This window comes from Streptomyces sp. NPDC005402 (assembly GCF_040606575.1).
Taxonomy (GTDB): domain Bacteria; phylum Actinomycetota; class Actinomycetes; order Streptomycetales; family Streptomycetaceae; genus Streptomyces.
Window position 1 is genome coordinate 194,953 of record NZ_JBEXFB010000010.1, and the last position, 20,244, is coordinate 215,196.

Here is a 20,244-nt window from a genome sequence, read left to right on the forward strand (position 1 = left end):
GTGCCGTCCGCTAGGCCGGGAAATCCCGGTCCAGTACCGACCGCACTTCCCCGATCTCACGCTTCCATCGATCGCTCTTCATGATCTCGCGATCCCAGACGACCACAGGCTCGCTCCCGCCCACGCAGTAGCCGTAGACCTGGTCCGCGATGTCGTCCGTGAAGAGGTGGTCGAAATGGAACGCCCCCTCGAACGTCAGCCACGCGATTCCATCGGCGTGTTCCGACGCCTTCCGCAGACACTCCCGGAGGTAACCGGGAAGCTCCGGGTCGTCCACCCGTCCTTCCTCGAAGGTGAGGTCATAGGCCTGGACGACCGCCTGTCGATCCCAGGACTCGGTGGAGACCGGAAAGAGGTCGACGCCGTCCGGATGCGTGCCGAGCAGGTCGAACTGGCTCTCGTCCAGGGCCGATTCGCGTCGTCCGAGCGTGAAGAGAACGACGACCGCGGGACCGTTCCAGGTGAGCGCCTCTTTGAGGGAGGTCACAGGAGGCCCCACTTCGCCAGGTTCTTGGCAGGAGGCACCACCGCAGTGATGATTTTGCCCTGGTACGGCCCGTCCTTGGCCACGAACAACACCACCACCTTGCCATTGACCCTTTTCGCGAATCCCTTGGCCAGTGTGTCACCGACCTTCCAGTCGAACGTCTTCATCGGCGACGTCAGAACATGTGAATAGTTCTCCTGGAAGTACTTCAGCTGAGAGGCGACGCTTCCCTTGTTGGGGATCAGGCCGTCCTTGATGAAGTACCGCATGGCGTGACCGCCGCCCTTGTTCATATCCGTGAAGGCGTCCACAACCGTGTCGTCCGTGAAACCGATCGGGCAACTGGCGTTGTGCACCAGAACAGGGGTCGCGCCCGCCAGCACATAGTAGGTGTTGAAGTCGGCGACGGTCAGGTTGTGGACCCGCTGCTCGGGCACGGCCCACGCCCGGATCGCGTCGACCTTCGCGGCGGCACCGGCGTCGGTGCGCAGGGTGGCACCGGACTCCAGGTCCCCGGCGTCGACCCAGGTGCTCTGGTCACCGCCTGCCCAGAACGGGTGGTTGTCGGTGGCGACCACCGTGCCCGTGGAGCGCCCGTCGGGACCGGTGACAGTGACGTCCACGAGATTCTTCGGACCGCTGCTGCCGATGGTCGCCCGGACCCGCTTCGCCTCGGTACGGCCGTTCTCCGGGTCGGTGGAGAGGATCTGGTCGCCGATCCGGACGTCTTCGATCTCCTCGGTCCGGCCGTCGGCCATCAGCACCCGGGTGCCCGGCACGAAGCTGCTCTTCCCGCAGTGGATCTTCTTGAGGAACTTGAGCTTGAGGGCGCTGAGGGCGAGGCCCGTGAGGCACGAGGGCTTCTTGGTCTGCAGGCACTCCTCGATCTCCTCGGCACCGATGTACCAGGCGATGAGGCGGTCGAGGGTGGTGCTGGTGATGCAGCCCATTCCGCCGGCGCCGTCACCGCCGCAGACGAGCATCGTCTCGCCCGGCCTCAGTTCCCCGTTCTCCCAGAGAATGGAGCGGTAGTCGACCAACCGCCTCTCCAGTGCCGCGCGCAGCTCGTTGTCGGAGAGCGGCTTGCTGGTCTCCAGCGCGGCCTCCTCCTTGATCTGCGCCTTCAGCTCCGCGACCAGCAGGTCGGCGGCGGTCTTCATGGCCTCGGTGGACGCCTTGGCGGCAGCGGCGGCGTCCGCTTCCGCCGCCAACTTGGAAAGACCGGCCTGATAGGCCGAGTTGTTGGCCTCCAGGGAGTAGCCGTAGGCGATGGCGGCGGAGTGCTGGGCTCGTTCGGCCGAACGGGCAGCCGACTGCGCGTCCGCCCGGGCCGAGGCGGCCGCGTTACGGGCCGTCCGCGCGGACTCGGCCGCCTCGGCGGCGGAGTCCTCGGCCTGGTCGGCGGACTTGTCGGCCTGCTCGGCGTACGCGTTCGCCTGCTGGGAGGACTCGTTGGCCTTGTTGGCCCACTCGGTTGCCTTGACGGCATCCTTACGGGCCTCCGCGGCGACCTTCTGCGCCTGGGAGGCATCCCTCTGCGCGAGCGCCGCCGACTTGTAGGCGGCCTGCAGCAGGATGTTGACCTCGGCGATGTGGGCGGCGGTGTTGGCGTCCCGCTGCCGCGCCTTGTACAGACCGACCTCCAGGAAGGGGCGCAGCCCGGACGCCGGACCGGACAGCACGGCCTGCGCCGCGGCCCGCACCTCGGGTCCTCCGGTGGCGATGGCCTCGCTGACCGCGACGCGGTCGTCGTCCTCCTGTGCCCTGTACTGCCCGGTCTCCAGGAACGCCGCCAGATCGGCCGCGGTTCCGTCCAGTGCCCTGCTCGCGGCGGCCTTCACGCCCGGCCCGCCCTCGGCGGCGAGCCTGGCGGCGGCGACCCGGTCGTCGTCCGCCTTGCCCGGATAGTCACGGGTGCGCAGCCAGGCGCGCACCTCGTCGATCGGCTTGTCCAGCACGTCCAGCGCGGCCTGCCGCTGCGCGGGGATCTCGCTGGTCGTGGCGATGTGGCCGACGCCGGCGCGGTCGTCCTGTTCCATCGCGACAGCGAGCCTGACGCGCACGAACTCGGCCACGTCGTCGTCGCTGCCCGCGAGCGCGTCCCCGGCGGCGTCCTTCACCCAGGTTCCGCCGCTGCTCAGCAGGTTGACCGCGGCCTGACGGCCCTTTGCGGCCGTGACCGACAGGTCGGTCGCCGCCGCGGCCTCCGTCAGCAGTTGCCGCGTCCGCGTACCGAGCTCCTGGATGCGGCCGATCTCCCACTGGGAGGCGGCGACCTTCTCATCGTGGGCCTCGGCGGCCTCCTCGGCCGCCAGGACCGCCTCGTCCTGCTGCTGGGCCAGCCGCTCGGCGTCCGCCTTGCGAGCCAACTCCACCACGGTCGAAGCCTGTTCGGCCGCCGTCATCGCCCTGTTCGCGGCCACCGTGGCCGCGTTCGCCGCCTCGGTGGACGCCTTGGCCGCGTCCACCGCCTTGCCCGCCTCGTCGGCGGCCTTGTTCGCCGCGATCGCCGCGGCCTCGGCGTGCGCGGCCGTCTCGTTGGCCGCGTCGCGCGACTGCCGGGCGGCCGTGGCGGCCTGTCGGGCGTTGGACTGCGCCGAGTTGGCCGCGCGCGTGGCCTGGTCGGCGAGCCGCTTGGCCTTGGCGGCCGCCGCGGCGGCCTCCTCGCCCTTGGCACCCGCCTCGCCGGCCCACCGGCCCGCGTCCGCGGCGGCGGCTGCGGCGGCCGCCGCGTTCGCCCCCGCGCTGGCCGCGGCGCCCGCAGCGGTCGCCGCCTGCTCGGCTGCGATACCTGCCTGGTCGGCTGCGTCCGCCGCCTTGCGCGCCCCGGCGGCGGCCGCGTTGGCCTTCTCCGCCGCCTTCCGCGCCGCATCGGCCCGCCCCGCGTCACCGGCCGCCGCACCGGCAGCGGACCTGGCCACGGCCGCCGCGCTGCCGGCCTGACCGGCGGCGAAAGCCGCCTGCGCCGCCGCCGAGGCGGCCATCCGTGCCGTCGCGTTCGCCGCGGCGGCCGCCGAGACCGCCGTACGCGCCGCCTGTGCCGCCCGATCGGCGGCAGCCGCCGCCCGTGAAGCGGCCGCAGCCGCCCGACCCGCCGACTCCTTGGACTCCTGAGCCTCCGCCGCCGCTTCCAGCGCCGCCGCCTTCGCGGCCTGGGTGGCCTTCGCCGCCTTGGCCGCCTCTTCCTTGGCGGTCTCGGTCAGCTCCTTGGCCCGCTTCTGCGCCGTGTCGGCGAGTTCGGCGAGCTGCGCAACGGTGATCGTCTCCTGGTCCCGCGCGGACGCGACCGCCCACCCGTCGTCCAGGAACTCCTGTACGTCCTCGTCCGTGCCGTCCAGTGCCTGGCCCGCGAGCAGCCTCACGTTCGTGCCGCCGGTGTACAGCAGCTTGGCGACCCTGACCCGGTTGTCGTCGGCCCGCGCCTTGTACTGCCCGGTCTTGAGGAACGCGTCCACGTCGTCGGCCGTGCCGCTGAGCGCCTTGTTGGCCGCCCTCTTCACACCCGGCCCGCCCAAGGCCATGACCTGCGCCGCCTGAACGCGCTGGTCCTCCTCGTAGGCCGCGATGTAGCCGTCGTCCAGGAATGCCTGCAGCTCCGCCTCACCGCCGCCCAGCGCGGCGTCGGCCCCGGCCCGCACGGCCGGACCGCCGATCGCCATGATCTGCGCGACGTCGACCCGCAGGTCCTCCAGCTGGGCGGTCGGCAGGTCCACGTCCATGAACGTCTGGACGTCGTCCATCGAACCCAGCAGAGCCGCCTCGGCCTCGCGCCGGACGCCCGGGCCGCCGTACTCCCACTCCATGAGGACGGCGGCTCGGTCGAACCCAGGCTCCTCGTCCACCGCCGCGGCGGGGCGCGGATCGATGCCCAGGACCATGACCAGGGCTATCAGCGCTGCCACGGAGCCGCGCCATGCCGGCGCGGTCCGCAATCTGACACTCAACGTGTTTCTCCCTCACCGAGCACAGGGAGCGAATCCAGTGAAGATTTGCGTACGCCATCACATGCCCCCCGTGCAGACCGTCAATCTTTAACGGCACCTTACCTATTTCACACCCAATTCACGGCCTGCTTCCATCCGAGGGATCCCGTTTACACCATTTACGACGTCTCGCCCTGATGTTTTCGTTATCTTTCTTCAACCTGCTCCAGCACAACCATTTGCGAACGTGACCAACCTCACGCCAACCCTTCGACTCTCGCCCCATTTAGGGGAGTTCACGACGTGGACAGGGCTCGCGGGAGCGGGGTTGCATAGCCGCTCAAGCAGTTTTCCGGCAGGCGGCCAAGGAGCTGTCGCATTGCCGGGAGTGGGGGGCTGCGTAGGTATTCAGTGTTCCTTCACGCCCGTGCGCGAAATGCGTTTCCTTGCTGTTATTTCCCGTCCGGAACAACGAGCCAGGAATGTGATGAAGGGACGTTTACCCATGCCGTCGAGGTCATATCGCAAAAGACTCATGGGCACAGCCATGGCCGCCCTGGCCGCCGGTGCCCTGGCGTGGACCGCCATGGCGGGCGACGGTGCGCCCGACGGCACGGTGGCCGTGGCCGGCGAGGCCCCCGGATACGCGGTGGAGGACTTCGACTACCCGCAGGCGGACAAGATCCTTGCTGAGAAGAACATCCTGCTCAAGCGGGGTGACGGTCACATCACGCTGGCCGACTGTGCGACCGGCACGGGCCAGCTGGAGGTCCAGGCGCGGGACAAGAGCAAGGTCTGCTTCGACGTCAAGGGCGCCTCGGGCTGGCTGACCCTGGAGCTGCCGTCGGTCTACCTCATCCGGGGCAACGACTACACGACCGAGGCGGACATGACGGTCGGCACCGATGAGCAGTCGTTCGACATCGCCAAAAACACCTGGACCCCCGTGGGCGAGAGCACGGACGAGCAGGCCCGCGAGTGGACGCTTCTGGAGCTGCGGACCTCCAAGTAGCGCCTTGTCGCGCCTTCCCGTCCGATCCGCCACCATCCACCAGGGAACCGATTCCATGACCTACGCCAGACCCGTACGCCTGGCCGCACTGGCCACGACTTTGACCCTCGGCTGTGCCGCGCTGGCGGCCGCTCCGGCCACCGCGGTCACCGGCCCCGCCGTGACCGCCGCCGACACCACCTACGCCTATGCCGCTCAGATCACCGTCGGTGACCACGACCGCGGCTGTTCGGGTGTCCTGGTCGACCGCGAGTGGCTGCTCACGGCGGCCAGCTGCTTCGCCGCCGACCCGACCGCCGGCCTGAACGTGCCCGCGGGCAAGCCGGCCACGAAGACCACCGCGGTCATCGGCCGCTCCGACCTGACCGGCACCGCCGGTGCTGCCCGCGAGATCGTCCAGCTGGTCCCGCGCACCGACCGCGACGCGGTCCTGGCCCGCCTCAACCGCCCGGTCACCAACGTCAGCCCGGTCGCCCTGGCCACCACCGCACCCACCGCCGGCGAATCCCTCACCCTGGCCGGCTACGGCCGCACCGCCACCGAGTGGTCACCGCTGAGCCTGCACACCGGCACCTTCACCGTGGACTCCGCCACCGCGACGAACGCCTCGGTCACCGGCACCAGCGGCACGGCCGCGTGCATGGGTGACACCGGCGGCCCCCTGGTCCGCGGCAGCGGCGGCACCACCCGACTCGCGGCCCTCGCCAGCCAGTCCTACCAGGGCGGCTGCTACGGCATCGACACCACCGTGACCAGCACCGGTGGCATCACCACCCGCGTCGACGGCCTCGCCTCCTGGGTGACCGCCACCACCGGCGCCGCCCGCGTCACCGACTTCAACTGCGACGGTGTGCAGGACACCGCGATCTCCGACCCGCGGGCGACCGTGGGCGGCGACGCCGGCGCGGGTCTGGTGCGCATCGTGTACGGCGGCGGCAAGGGCACCGCCGAGATCAACCAGGACCTGGACTGGGTCAACGGCAGCTCCGAGGCCGGCGACCACTTCGGCGAGAGCCTCGCCACCGTCGACTACGACGAGGACGGCTGCACCGACCTGGTCGTCGGCACCCCCGGCGAGGCCCTGGGCACCGCCACCGACGCCGGCATGGTCGACATCCTGCACGGCGCGACCGGCGGCCTCGGCACCGGCACGAAGAAGGACACCAACTACCAGCAGGGCGTGGGCAACGGCTCGCTCGGCGCCTCCACCCCCGAGACCGGCGACCGCTTCGCCGCCACCCTGGCGGCCGACGTCACCAACTCCGGTGAGCCGTTCGTGCTGATCGGCAGCCCCGGCGAGGACCTCAGCGGGGCCGCCGACGCGGGCATGGCCATCTACGTCCACGGCACCACCAACGTCTCCATCCACCAGGACCTCCTCGACGTCCCCGGTTCCGTGGAGGCGGGTGACAAGTTCGGCAGCTCGGTCGCGGCCGACTCCAACCACCTCGTCGTCGGCGCCCCCGGCGAGGCCATCGGCAGCTACGCCGGCGCCGGCAACCTCGCCGTCTTCGACCCCAACGTCCTCAACTCCGAGAACCGTCCCACCCCGCGCTTCGGTCTCGACCAGGACCTGGACACCGTCTCCGGCGGCGCCGAGGCCGGCGACGGGTTCGGCACCGCGGTGGCACTGGTGCCCTACCGCCCGTCCGGGGCGGCCGCGGCCACCGAGTCGATCCTCGCGGTCGGCTCACCCGGCGAGGCCCTGACCATCGCCGGCGCCTCCAAGGCCCAGACCGGCAACGTGCTGACCTTCCGGGTCACCGCGGCCGGCGCCTACAGCCAGCTCAACGCCTACCAGTCGGGCACCGCCGACGACGACGTCGCCGGCGGCTCCGAGGCCGGTGACCACTTCGGCCAGACCCTGACCGCCGTCAACACCGCGCCGGGAGCGGTCAGCACCACCGCCACCCTCAAGCTCGCCGTGGGCATCCCCGACGAGACCGTCGGCACCACCGCGAGCGCGGGAGCCATCACCACCTTCTCCCTGCTCGGCACCCCCGGCGCGAACGACCGCTGGCTGGAGGCCGGCGACGGCGACGGCATCCCCGGCACCCCGGGGGCCAACCAGAAACTCGGCGCCAACATCCACTACACCGGCACCAGCCTGTACGTCGGCATGCCCAACGGCCCGTCGGCCTACGGCACCCTCCACGCCCTGCCGCTGTCCAACGTCACCGCCGGCGGCACAGTCGCCGCGGTGACCACCTACCAGCCCGGCGCGGGCGGCCTCCCGGCAGCCGGCGACACCTTCGGCTACGCAGCGCGGTAGTCCGTCACCGCTGACCAACCACGGAGAGGGCCCTCGACCTGCGTCGAGGGCCCTCTCCGGCGAACGCGCCGAGCCTCAGGCGTCGAGCACCTGCCCCGCACGCTTCACGACGGGCGGTTGGACCGACCACGGAAAGTTGATCCAGTCGTCCGTGCGCTTCCAGACGTACTCGCACTTCACCAGGGACTGCGACTTCTCGTAGATGACCGCGGAGCGGACCTCGGCGACGGCGTCGAGGCAGAAGTCCCGTACCAGTTTGAGCGTCTTGCCGGTGTCGGCGACGTCGTCGGTGATGAGGACCTTCTTGTCGGAGAAGTCGATGGCGTTGGGAACGGGGGCCAGCATGACCGGCATCTCCAGGGTGGTCCCCACGCCCGTGTAGAACTCGACGTTCACCAGGTGGATGTTCTTGCAGTCGAGGGCGTACGCGAGACCGCCGGCGACGAAGACTCCGCCACGCGCGATGGAGAGCACGACGTCGGGCTCGTAGCCGTCGTCGGCGATGGTCTGCGCGAGCTCGCGGACCGCGGTGCCGAACGCCTCGTAGGTCAGGTTCTCGCGTACGGCGCTCATACCTGGGTCCGGTGGAAGTTGAGGAAGGAGCGGGAGGCGGTGGGGCCGCGCTGGCCCTGGTACCGGGAGCCGTAGCGCTCACTGCCGTAGGGGAACTCGGCCGGCGAGGAGAGCCGGAACATGCACAGCTGGCCGATCTTCATCCCCGGCCAGAGCTTGATGGGCAGCGTGGCGAGGTTCGACAGCTCCAGGGTCACGTGTCCGCTGAAGCCCGGGTCGATGAAACCGGCTGTGGAGTGCGTGACGAGGCCGAGCCGGCCGAGGGAGGACTTGCCCTCCAGGCGGGAGGCGAGATCGTCGGGGAGGCTGATGACCTCGTACGTCGAAGCGAGGACGAACTCACCGGGGTGGAGGATGAACGGCTCGTCGCCCTCGGGCTCCACGAGCCGCGTGAGGTCGGCCTGTTCGACGGAGGGGTCGATGTGGGGGTAGCGGTGGTTCTCGAACACCCGGAAGAAGCGATCGAGGCGCACGTCGATGCTGGACGGCTGCACCATGGATTCGTCGTAGGGATCGATCCGTACCCGCCCGGCGTCGATCTCGGCCCGGATGTCCATGTCTGAGAGAAGCACGCCCCGAGGATACGCAAGGCGCGCGGACCGACCACCATCGGACGGACCCGCGCGCCTGGTACCGATCTTTCAGTGCTTCTCCAAGGTCACCTGGACGACGCTGCGAAGCCGCGCACAGCGAGGACACCGGACGAGCCGTCCGGGGCCGAGGCGCTCGGCCTGCTGCATCGGGAACGAAGCGGTACTGAACACGTGCCCATCGGCACAACGGACGACGGTGCGCTCCATCAAGTCCTAGAGTCCCTTCCCCAAGAGCCGCGTCGGGCTGCTGCTCACCTGACGACAAAAGCCACATTACGGGATGGACGGGGCGGTCCTCCAGGCGGCACCCCGGTCCCGCCCGGACCCTCTTCCACCCCTCCACCGTACGCCCCAACTCCCGCGCCCCGCAGCCCTGTCCCGCCCCGCAGACGCACTCAGGCCCCACGGCTTCGGCGCCGGGGGCCTGGGATGAGGTAAGGTAACGTTGCGTTCGACACCGGTTCCGTCCGGCGTATTACGCGGGTGTAGTTTAATGGTAGAACATCAGCTTCCCAAGCTGAGAGCGCGAGTTCGATTCTCGTCACCCGCTCTTTTTGAAGCCCCAGGTCAGTGACCTGGGGCTTGTTTCGTTGGGCCGCCGTTGCCGCGTTTTGCGCTGACCTGCATTTTCATGTAGCCGATCCGGAGGTGAGCCCTCACCCGGCTGTTCCCGGGCGAGGGCGATATCCGTCCGGCACGCGCTTCGTCTCGGGCAGTGCACAAGCCCCTTGTGGGAGCGGGCACTTGACCGCCGAAGGCTGCGTCAGAGCGGAAGGTCGTCGGGGAGTACCCGAAACGCCTTGTAGCGGCCCAACGGGCGTACGGCCCGGAAGTCCCCGCGGTCGAGGGCGAGAATCGCGTCCGTGTCGTAGTCGGCGGCAAGCGCCACGTTCACCGCGTCGGCGAGGTCGAGGTCCAGCCCGCGGTAGCGGACACGGACGGACTGGGCGGCGCCCAGGTGGCCCTCCGTGATCTCCGGCATGACGACACGGCCCCGGCTCATCCAGCGCCGAAGGTCGTCGACCGCGCCGAGGGCAGCCTCCCTGCCGAGCTCACGTGTCGCCACGTGATCCAGTTCGGCCAGCAGGAGCGGGGACATGACCAGCAGGCCCGCCGCCATGATCGCCTCGTTCGCCGCCCTGTGGTCCGGGTGAGCCGAGTCCAGGGCTGCCAGAAGGCCGGACGTATCGGCGATGACAATGATCACGCGGCGGGTCCGGAACCCGAGCCGGTCTCACGCCGGACGGCCTCGGCGACCGTGTCGCGGACCTCCGCCTTGGACGGCGTGCGCCCCGGCCCCTCGAAGGTGCGTGAGAACAGCGGCTCGTCCCAGACCCGGTTCGCCATGGCTGCGAGGTGGATGCCCTGGCGGATGATCTCGGCCTCGCTTATACCCCGGCGCTTGGCGGCCTCCTTGATGATGGCCAGGTCCTCGGGGTCTGCGTAGACATTGGTGCGCTTCATGGACATGTACCAAGCGTAGTCCATGTACCGGATTGATGTATGGGACTTCCCCATGTTCTCGTGCCCAGGACCAGCCGAGCCGACCACACAGGGCCCCGGCCAGGTGCCGGACCGCCCCTGGGAGAGGGGTGCGTCATGGGGTAGGTGCGCACCACGCGAAATAGGGAGCCGCACCGCCACTTCCGCCCATCGGTGCGACGATATGAAAGTGTACGAAGCATCGGAAACCGCTCCGCTGCGATCGGCGCTGCAGCAGACGGTGACCTCCGTCGACGCCCTGGTCGGCATGGTGTACCTCCTCGACGGGCCCGGCGGCAGCCTGCGTCTGCAACCCGCGCTGACCTGCGGAAATCCGGAGGGTCTCCACCTCGGTGAGGAACAGGTCAAAGCCGAGACGGCGGCGACCGCTCGGGCGATCCGTGAGCGCACGGTGGTGTGGCTGCCGTCGTCTCCCAGCCGGACGTCCCCTTCACTCGCCGGCGTGGCGGCCGTTCCGTTGTGCCGCGACGGCGGCACGCTCGGTGCGCTGTCCCTCGTGATCGCACGGCCAGAACCACCCACCGCCGCGGAGCGAAGCCTTCTCGAAGTGGCCGCACGGTGGATCGCCGACCTGCTGGGGGCCGGCGCCGCTGACCGGCACGCGGCAACCCCCCTTCTGGCAGCCCGGGAAGCCGTGCGGATCGGCGCGTGGGACTGGAACATCCGCACCGGCGACATCGTCTGGGACGCGGAGATGCCGCTCGTGCTCGGCATACCCCCGGACTACTTCGACGGGCGGATCGAGACCTGGCGGGGACTGGTCCATCCCGAAGATCTGCCGGCTGTGGTGACCAAGGCGGAGCAGGCCCTGCGCAAGGACGGGGAGTACGGCGTAAGACACCGGGTGCTCCGCCCCGACGGCACCGTCGGATGGGTGGAGGCCAGGGGCAGGGTCATCGACGGGGACAACGGCCGTCCGGCCCGTATGGTCGGCCGTCTGTGGGAGACCACCGAGACGCGAGCCGCCATGGACTCGGTCGGCCGGGCCCTGCAGCACATGAGCGACGGCTTCCTCGCCGTCGACTCCGACGGGCGGATCATGTACGTCAACGAGCGGGCCCAGAAGCTCCTCGGTCCCTCGGACGACCTCATCGGCCGCGCGCTGTGGGAACTGCCGACGGTCGCCGTGCCCGCCCTCGAATCACGGTGCCGCACCGCGATGGCGGACCGCGTCGCCACCGGTCTCGACGTACGGTCGCCGACCGACCGGCGCTCGTACCACCTGCGGATCATCCCGGTGCCCGACGGGCTGACGGTCTATCTGACCGATGTCACCGAGAAGCGCGAGATGCAGGCCCGACGCGCCGCCGAGGAGCGGGCAGCCGCCGAGCGCACCGCCCGTATCGGGGATCTGACGAGGGCACTCGCCGAGGCGCTCACCATGCAGGACGTGATCGACGCCGTGGCTGAGCGGTTGCTGCCGCTCGTCGGGGCCACGGGGCTGATCGTGCACGCCTCCAGCCCCGGCGGCGGACGGACGCTCCAGTCGGTCGGCTACCCCCGCTCGTACATCGACCGGCTCCCCGACCGGCCCGAAAACAACCCCCTCGACCAGGTGCTCGGCGACGGTGTGCCGCGGTTCATCGACTCACCGCAGGAAATGGAGGCACGCTATCCGGGGCTTGCCTCCTTCGCGGCCCTCGGCGGAAAGCGGGCCTGGGCCTTCCTCCCACTGACGGTCTCCGGGCGCGTCGTGGGCGGCTGCATCATCTCCTTCGAACGGCCGCGCCGCCTCGCGGACACCGAGCGCGGACTGCTGATCGCGCTGAGCGGACTGATCGCGCAGACCCTGGAGCGCGCTCGGCTGTACGACGCCGAGCATCACCGCGCACAGGAGTTGCAGCGCGGTCTGCTGCCGCGAGCACTGCCCCTGCTGCCCGCCGTCACGGTCGCCGCCCGTTACCTCCCCGCCAGCGAGGGCACGCTCGGCGGCGACTGGTACGACGTCATCCCGCTGTCCGGCGACCGCGTCGCGCTGGTGATCGGAGACGTCATGGGTCACGGCCTGTCCGAGGCCGCCACCATGGGGCGGCTGCGTACCGCGGTACACACCCTCGCCGGCCTCGAGTTGCCTCCCGACGAGCTGGTCTCGCACCTCAACGACCTGGTCAGCGATCTCGGCGACGACTTCTACGCCACCTGCCTGTACGCCTTGTACGACCCGGCCACCGGTAGCTGCACCGTCGCCAGCGCGGGGCACCCGCCGCCGGCCGTGGTCAGCCCCGACGGCACGGTCCGCCTCCTCGATCTGGCGGCCGACCCACCCCTCGGGGCTGCCACACCCCCCTTCGAGACCACCGAGCTGGTGCTGCCCGAGGAGAGTCTCCTGGTGCTCTACACCGACGGGCTCGTCGAGTCCGCCCGCCGCGACATGGACACCGGCATCGCGCACCTGACAACCCTCCTCGCCACCACCGCGGGCGCCACTGCGCTCCCGGCCCCCGCGACCGGACCGGGGGCACGGCCGGACGGGCAGGAGCAGGCGGAGGAGGCCCGCCGCCTGGACCGGCTGTGCGCCTCGCTCACCGCGGCCCTGCTGCCGGAGGGCGAGCAGACCGGCGACGACGCGGCCGTGCTCGTCGCCCGGGCCCACGCTCTGGGCCCCGAAGACGTGGCGGTCTGGACGCTCCCGGAAGATCCGATCGCGGCCGGCCAGGCCCGTTCCCATATCCGTCGCCGACTCGCCGAATGGCGGCTCGACGAGCTGGCGATGACGACGGAACTGCTCGCCAGCGAGCTGGTGGGCAACGTCGTACGCCATGCCAGAGGTCCCCTGCAACTGCGCCTGATCCGCAGCCGCAGCCTCATCTGCGAGGTCTCCGACGGAAGCCTTACCACCCCGCGCATCCGCCGCGCCCGGGAAACCGACGAAGGCGGGCGCGGACTGCAACTGGTCGCCATGCTCAGCCAGCGCTGGGGCGTGCGCTACACATCCGACGGCAAGTGCATATGGACCGAGCAGCCGCTGCCGGGGCCCCTGCCTGCGTACACCACGGCCCAGGCACAGGCATGACCACGTGGAGGCACGCCGACGCCCCTCCGCGTCGGACCGGCCCCAGAGCCCGTTCGCCCGCGTTCTCTGCCCGCCGCTCTCCGAAACCGTGCCCACAGCGTGTTCTCGTCGCTGCCGGGCGGTGCGTCGCATCACCGCACTCAAAGCCTTCGGGGAGTTCAGCTCCTGCTCCAGGGTCTCCCAGTCCTCCGTGTCACCGGGGAAGGCGCGGTAGAGCAGCATCTCGGACCGGCCGCCCGATCCCGGCCTCAGACCCTTCCACCTGGGAGGCAGAACCAGGATCCTTCTTCCCCGCACGACTCCCTGAGTGAAGCGCGGTCTTCAAAGCCTGCTGATGTGTTGGTCTGCAGGATTCCCGCTCCAGCCAAACTCCGTGCAAACTTTCGAGGTTGGGAGAGAAACAGGCCTCTCATGGGCCTGTGACGTCCCCGCCCTGATCTACGCTCCCGCCAGTTGCAGCAAGGGTCCGGAGGGGACGTAACCATGGGCTCGTTCATGGGCTGGAGACAAACAGGGGTGGTGTCCGCCGCTCTCACGGCCCTGCTCGTCGGCTGCCTCGGCGTCGGCACCGCCCACGCGGACACCGTCACCGGTGCGACGTTCTACGTCAACGACGAAGCCACCGACTGTGACGACACCGGTCCCGGTTCGGCGGCGGAGCCCTTCTGCCAGATCCAGCCGGCCGCGGACGCCGCGGCGCCCGGGGACACCGTACGCATCGCGGGCAACAGCACGTTCTACGCGCCTGTGACCATCAGGTCCGCGGGCACCGCCGACGCACCCGTCACCTTCTCCGCCGCGGCGACCGGCGACGGTTCGCCCGTCACCGTCGGAGGACCGCGCCCGGCCGTGGGGATCACCTTCTCCGGTGCCCGGTACGTCGACATGACCGGGATCCGTGCCCGGGCCGCCGGGGCGAGCGCCCTGGTCGTCGAGGGCTCGCAGCACATCGGCTTCAGCGCCGCCTCCGCCCAGATCGCTCTCGTCGACGGCACCACCGCGGTGATCGCGGTCGACGGATCCTCCTCCGACGTCTCCCTCACCCGCCTCGATGTCGACACGCTTTCCGGACCGGACGTCACCAGCGCCGCCGGGGCACGGAACATCACACTCGCCGGCGACACCTTCGAGGGCGGCGGAGTCTCGGCCGAGGGCACCACGGGCATCGATTTCGCTGGCGACACGTTCTGGACGGTCTGCGGCGCGATCAGGCTGACCGACGGCACTTCCGGGTCGGTGGAGAACACGGTCGCCCTGCGCTACAGCACGACGGCCTGCTCCCCCGCCACGGCCGAACTCACGGTGGACGCCACCTCCGCCCCCCAGGTCAGCGCCGACTACAACGCGCTCAACCCGCCGTCGACCGGGACGGACTACAGCTGGGCCGGCACCGCCTACGCCACCGCGCAGGCGTTCCGGGCGGGCACCGGCCAGGGCGCCCACGACCTGGACCAGACGGATCTGACGATCCCCGCGGGCGGACTGCCCTCGGAGCACTCACCGCTCATCGACTCGGCCGACTCCGACGCCCCCGGCGAGCTGTCCACGGACGTCGACGGACGCCCCCGGGTCGACGACCCCCTCGTCGCCGACACCGGCACCGGCCACGACGACCGGGGCGCCACGGAGTTCCAGGACCCGTTCGCGGTGAAAGGGCTCACGGTGAGCGCCGGATACGTCGGCGTCCCGGGCACCGCCACCGCGCAGCTCGGCAACCCGTGGTCGGACTCCCTCGACGGTCTCACGTACACCTTCGACTTCGCGGACGGTACGACCGTCACCTCCACCACCGGCTCGGCCACCCACACCTACACGCAGACCACGTCGGGCACCGGCATCGAAGCCACGGTGGTGGTGAACAGGGCCGACGGCACACGGGTCGGTGCGGCCTCAGCCTGGGTACAGGTCGATCCGGTGCCGGATCTCACCCCGACGATCGGCTGCGGCGGGAGCGGTCCCTCGCTGCCGGACGCCGCACAGTGCACGTACGACACCGGCTTCGACCCCTACCCGGTCACCAGCGACCGGATCTCCTTCGGCGACGGCTCGGTGGCGGTCTCCGTCACCTCCCGCGACGGCTGGCTGCAGCACACCTACAAGGCGCCCGGCACGTACACCGTCACGCAGACGGTCACCGACTCCGACGGGCGGACCGCCACCGCGACCGCCAAGGCCGCGGTCGGCGCGGCCTTCGTCACCCTCGGTCCCATGCGGATGCTGGACACCCGGTCCGGTACAGGTGCACCCAAGCGGCCCGTCGGTGCCGGCGGCGTGGTCCGGCTGAAGGTCCTCGGTGAGGGCTACGTCCCGGCGTCCGGAGTGACGGCGGTGACCCTCAACGTCACGGACACGGGCGCGACGGCGTCCAGTTACGTGTCGGTCTACCCGGACGGCACCGCCCGCCCGAGCGCATCGAACCTCAACTTCGGTGCCGGCCAGGACAATCCGAACCTGGTCACCGTCCGGGTGGGCGCCGACGGCTACGTCGACCTGTACAACGCGCACGGCAAGGTGAACCTCGTCGCGGACCTGGAGGGCTACTACACCACCAGGGCCGACGACGGCGACCTGTCCGTGTCGGGCCTGGTCCCGATGCCCCCGACCCGGGTCCTGGACACCCGCAACGGCACCGGCGCCGCCAAGGGCGCGGTCGGGCCGCGCAGCACCACGACCCTCACCCTGCCGAAGTACGCACGCGGCTGGGCGACCGTCGGCGCGGTCCTCAACGTCACCGTGACCGGGGGCACCAGCAGCGGTTACCTCATCGTGGAGTGCGGCGGCCCCGTCTCGCCGACCACGTCCACCCTCAACTACCGGGCCGGACAGACCGCTTCCAACCTCGCCGTCCCCTGTGTGAGCGCCGGCAAGGTCCAGATCTACAACAGCGCCGGGCACGTCCAGCTGATCGCCGACCTCCAGGCGCTGTTCACCAACCAGCAGGCGGGCACGGACGTCGACACGGCCGCCCCCTCCGGCGTGCCGTTCGTGGCGACCGCGCCCACCCGTTTCCTCGACACCCGCACGGGCCTGGGCACGACCCGGAAGCCGCTGGGCGCGAACGGCACCCTCACCGTGAAGCTCACCAAGGTTCCGGCGGGAGCCACCGCCGTACTGGTCAACCTCACGGGCGTCGCCCCGACCGCGGCCACCCACCTGACCGCCTACGGCGACGGCACCCTGCCGACCGTCTCGAACGACAACCTCACCGCGGGTCGGACCCGCCCGGTCCTCGCCGTGGTCCCGGTCGGGGCCGACGGCTCCATCCGTATCCACAACGCGCTCGGCTCGGTCGGCGTCGTCGCCGACCTGGAGGGCTACTACGGCTGAGGCAAAAGCCCCCCGATGTCGTGGTCATGCACAGGTAAAATGCTACGATCCGGCCACTTGCCTGGGGGGCTTGCGGAACATCACCCGAGCGGCGGGTCCATGACCCGCAGCTCCACGCTGCCGTCACGCGCCTCTCCAAGCCTTCACCCGCTGCTCCCCGAGAGGTCCCGCATGGGCAGACGTGCGCTCGTACGAGGCGCCACCGCCACCGCCGTTTCCTTCGTTCTGGCCCTCGGCCTCGGCCCGTTGACGGCAGGCGGCGCACAGGGCGCGACGGTCACCGGGGAGGTGGTCGTCCCGGCCACCACGGTCGCGGTGCCCCACACGGGCCTGCTGAGCGCGGGGCCGTCGGGCTTCCTCCGTTACGAGGAGGGCCGGGGCCAGTTGTGGACGTCGTACGACGGCGTCGACACGGTCGTCGACGAGTCCGGAACGGACGCGTACGGCGTCACGAGCGCCGGCGCGGGCTCGGACGTCGTCGCCCGCTACGACATCCCCACCAGGACCGTGACCCTGCGGAACATGACGTCCGGCGAGGTCGGCACGGTCACGCTGCCCGAGGGACACACCTACTTCAGCACGCTCGGGTCGACGGTCGTCACGACCGTGAGAACCTCCGACACCGCCGGCTCCCTGTGGCATCTGCTGGACGTGCGGGCCGACGGTTCCGTCACCGACCGCACCGTGGAGGGCGTCCCGTCAGGCGCCGCCCTGTGGTCCGCGGCCGGGCTGGCGGACGCGCGCGGGCAGATCGTGCGGTACACCCGGGGCGACGACTGGGTCACCGGGTGGCTCGACATCGAGCAGGGGCGCTTCACGCCGCTGCCGTACACCGTGCAGTCCTGGTACTCCCAGGTCGCGCTCACCCCCACCCATGTGGTGTGGTGTTACGACGGCGTCGTGCACGTCGCCTCCCGTCAGAACCCGTCCGCCGCCGTGCGGACCGTGGCGGTCGGGGAGATCTCGCAGGTACTGGGCCTGGTCGGCGACACCGTCATCGTGTCCCGCTACGACTCCTCCCTCGGCCGCAACGACACCAGCCGTGCGGTCTCGCGCGTCGAGGCTGTCCCCCTCGACGGCTCCGCGCCGCGCACACTGCTGGCCAGGACGTCTCGGCAGGCCGTGGCGACCCCGGACGGCGGGCTCCTGGTCGCGGGCGGAACCGACACGGACCACTGGGGCGTCAGCCTCGTCGAAGCCACCGAGGACGGTGGGATCGCCGTACGCCGGATCACGGACGGGCACCCTCGCCAGACTCCCCGGCCTGTTTCCCAACTCGCCCTTTCCCAGGGCCGGTTGACCACAGTGGAACTGGACCCGGTGGGTGACTGGTCGTATCTCCACACCCGGGAGACCGGCGTGGCGGACTCCCCCACGGCAGGAACCAGCACCGCTCGCGGACAGGTCGTGCTGGAGAACTACTCGGAAGGCCGCCCGCGGCTCCTCGACACCGGCGACGGCCGCACGGTCATAGCCGGCTACGGCACGGACGCCGCCGAGCAGCCCCGGCTCCTCGGTGCCGGCCAGTCGATGCCCGGCACCCGGATCGACAGCTCCCGCAGCTACCAGACCGTGTCCGCCGCCAACGGCCGTTTCGCCTCCCTGGCCGGTCCGGACGACGGCACCGGCGTGGCGGAGACCCGGATCGTCGACCTCGACTCCGGCAAGACGGTGTACACGACGACGGAGTACGTGCGGGCGATCTGGGGCACCACCGTCTGGCTGAGGTACGACAAGGCGTCCGTGGTCCCCGTCGACCTGCTGACCGGACAGGAGGGCGAGCCGGTGTGGTTCGGGCGCGGCTGCCTGCTGGACGGCTTCCAGGCGGTCGGCCGTTGGCTGCTGTGGCAGTGCGTGATGGGCTCGGAGGGGCAGGGCGTCTACGACACCGTCACCAAGCGGAATCTGACGCTCGTGTCCGACTCGTTCTACCGTCCGGCGCAGCTCGGCGACGGCTTCGTCGCGATGGCCGAGGACGGCCGGCTCAAGGTGATCGACGTTCGGAGCGGGGTCCCCGTCTCGCACACCGCCGGAGAGTTCGAGAGCAACAGCTGGGACGTGGACCCGTACACCGGCCTGATCGCCCAGCTGCGCCCCGACAACACCATCCGTCTGACCTCCAGCGAAGTCCCCGTCTCCCCCCTTGTCCAGCGCGACGCCACCGTCGCCGCCTCGGTGGACGTCAAGGGCGGCGCCGCGCAGTGGAGCCCGAAGTGGTGGCTCAACAAGCCTGCGGCCTCCTGGAAGCTGGTGATCGCCGACAAGGCCACGGGCAAGGCCGTCCGCACTCTCTCCGGTGGCCTGGCACGCGGTGTGGTGACCCCGGCCTGGAACGGCAAGGACGGCTCGGGACGACTTGTCCGCAACGGCGCCTACACCTGGGCCCTGAGCGTCACCCCCGCGGACGGCCAGGGCGCGGCCCTGACACGGACGGGCACGCTCAGGCTCACCGGAGCCGCCGCGGTCCACCGCGACTTCGTCGGCTCGGACGGCTTCGGTGAGCTGCTGACACTGAACGGCTCGGGCGGGCTGACCTACCAGTACGGCACAGGGAAGGGCACCTTCTCCGGGAAGGCGACCGGCCCCGGCTGGCCGACGAGCGCACGGTTCGTCCCGTACGGCGACCTCAGCGGCGACCGCTGCAACGACCTGCTGGTCAGGCTGAGCAGCGGGGCACTGCGGCTGTACAAACCGGGGTGCGGAAAGGCGGCGACGCCATCGACGTCGTACACCACACTCGGGACCAGCGGCTGGAACCAGTACGACGTCCTGACCTCACCCGGCGACGTGAGCGGTGACGGTCGACCCGACCTCGTCGCCCGCAACTCCTCCACCGGGACCGTGTACCTCTACAAGGGCACGTCCGCCGGGAAGTTGTCGGCGCGCGTGAAGCTCTACGACAACTGGAAGGGCTACAAGAAGATCCTTGGTGCCGGAGACCTCGACGGTGACGGCATCGGGGATCTGCTGACCCAGGACAAGTCCAACGAGCTGTGGCGGTACGACGGCAAGGGCAACAGCGCGTTCAAGGCCCGGGTGAAGGTCTTCAACGACTGGGGCGCGTCCTACAACGTCGTCGTCGGGGTCGGCGACATCACCGGCGACGGCAGGGTCGACCTCGTCTCCCGCGACACCAGCGGCACCCTTTATCGCAACAACGGCAACGGCAAGGGGTCCTTCGGCGGCCGTACGAAGATCGCGACGGGCTGGCAGGGGTACAAGGCCCTGTTCTGAGCCCTCTCCGCCATGATGCCGCGGGCCCCGGACGACACCATCGTCCGGGGCCCGCGGCCGTCGGACGGCGGCAGTCTGTTCGTCAGCGGCCCCGCCGAGGGCAGCGAGGAGGACCGCACGGTTCGTCATGTCGCGGTCGGGGAGTCCGTCGACGACCCGGCGCGGGTCCGTGTGCACGCGCGATGGCCCGACCCGGTCGCCCTGCGGGTCACAGCCCGCCGCGGATCCGGAATCCGACCCGGTCTCCCGCCGGACGGCCTCGGCGACCGTGCCGCGGACCTCCGACTTGGAGGGTGTGCGCCCCGGC

The 20,244-nt window shown here is 70.5% G+C and carries 11 protein-coding genes and 1 tRNA gene; 6 read left to right on the forward strand and 6 right to left on the reverse strand.

All coding sequences use genetic code 11. The features are described from left to right. Window positions 1–10: 10 nt before the first annotated feature. A complete protein-coding gene (locus ABZT02_RS21265) occupies window positions 11–487 on the reverse strand; it encodes a hypothetical protein (protein WP_356019519.1) in 477 nt (158 codons plus the stop codon). Beyond that, entirely contained in the window at window positions 484–4,389 is a 3,906-nt protein-coding gene (locus ABZT02_RS21270) for a polymorphic toxin-type HINT domain-containing protein (RefSeq protein WP_356019520.1), read from the reverse strand. Before ABZT02_RS21270 ends, ABZT02_RS21265 begins: the two co-directional genes overlap by 4 nt. A 556-nt stretch (window positions 4,390–4,945) precedes the next feature. On the opposite strand from ABZT02_RS21270, the gene ABZT02_RS21275 reads away from it, so the two are divergent. Beyond that, window positions 4,946–5,422 (forward strand): hypothetical protein, encoded by a 477-nt coding sequence (locus tag ABZT02_RS21275; RefSeq protein WP_356019521.1) that lies wholly within the window; start codon window positions 4,946–4,948, stop codon window positions 5,420–5,422. Window positions 5,423–5,477: 55 nt separating this feature from the next. Continuing rightward, window positions 5,478–7,694, forward strand: coding sequence for a trypsin-like serine protease (locus ABZT02_RS21280; RefSeq protein ID WP_356019522.1), 2,217 nt, complete (start codon window positions 5,478–5,480; stop codon window positions 7,692–7,694). Between the two features lie 75 nt (window positions 7,695–7,769). On the opposite strand, the gene ABZT02_RS21285 is transcribed toward ABZT02_RS21280, so the two are convergent. Continuing rightward, window positions 7,770–8,267, reverse strand: coding sequence for a phosphoribosyltransferase (locus ABZT02_RS21285; protein WP_356019523.1), 498 nt, complete (start codon window positions 8,265–8,267; stop codon window positions 7,770–7,772). Beyond that, window positions 8,264–8,839 carry a dCTP deaminase gene (gene dcd, locus ABZT02_RS21290; protein WP_356019524.1) on the reverse strand — a complete coding sequence of 192 codons (576 nt, stop codon included), beginning with the start codon at window positions 8,837–8,839 and terminating at the stop codon, window positions 8,264–8,266. Before dcd ends, ABZT02_RS21285 begins: the two co-directional genes overlap by 4 nt. Before the next feature lie 500 nt (window positions 8,840–9,339). Between dcd and ABZT02_RS21295 the strand changes: the two genes are divergently transcribed. Then, window positions 9,340–9,410, forward strand: a tRNA-Gly gene (locus tag ABZT02_RS21295). Between the two features lie 213 nt (window positions 9,411–9,623). Here ABZT02_RS21295 and ABZT02_RS21300 read toward each other — a convergent pair. Both ABZT02_RS21300 and ABZT02_RS21305 read right to left on the reverse strand, forming a co-directional pair. After that, window positions 9,624–10,067, reverse strand: a complete 444-nt coding sequence (locus tag ABZT02_RS21300; RefSeq protein ID WP_356019525.1) for a PIN domain-containing protein — start codon at window positions 10,065–10,067, stop codon at window positions 9,624–9,626. Next, complete coding sequence (locus ABZT02_RS21305) at window positions 10,064–10,330, reverse strand: CopG family transcriptional regulator (RefSeq protein WP_356019526.1); 267 nt, start codon at window positions 10,328–10,330, stop codon at window positions 10,064–10,066. Before ABZT02_RS21305 ends, ABZT02_RS21300 begins: the two co-directional genes overlap by 4 nt. A gap of 202 nt (window positions 10,331–10,532) precedes the next feature. Here ABZT02_RS21305 and ABZT02_RS21310 point away from each other — a divergent pair, with 202 nt between their 5' ends. From ABZT02_RS21310 to ABZT02_RS21320, 3 genes are all read left to right on the forward strand, one after another. Beyond that, window positions 10,533–13,376 carry a SpoIIE family protein phosphatase gene (locus tag ABZT02_RS21310; RefSeq protein ID WP_356019527.1) on the forward strand — a complete coding sequence of 948 codons (2,844 nt, stop codon included), beginning with the start codon at window positions 10,533–10,535 and terminating at the stop codon, window positions 13,374–13,376. A gap of 519 nt (window positions 13,377–13,895) precedes the next feature. After that, window positions 13,896–16,703 (forward strand): PKD domain-containing protein, encoded by a 2,808-nt coding sequence (locus ABZT02_RS21315; protein WP_356019528.1) that lies wholly within the window; start codon window positions 13,896–13,898, stop codon window positions 16,701–16,703. Between the two features lie 171 nt (window positions 16,704–16,874). Next, window positions 16,875–19,937 (forward strand): FG-GAP-like repeat-containing protein, encoded by a 3,063-nt coding sequence (locus tag ABZT02_RS21320; RefSeq protein WP_356019529.1) that lies wholly within the window; start codon window positions 16,875–16,877, stop codon window positions 19,935–19,937. The last annotated feature ends 307 nt before the right edge of the window (window positions 19,938–20,244 follow it).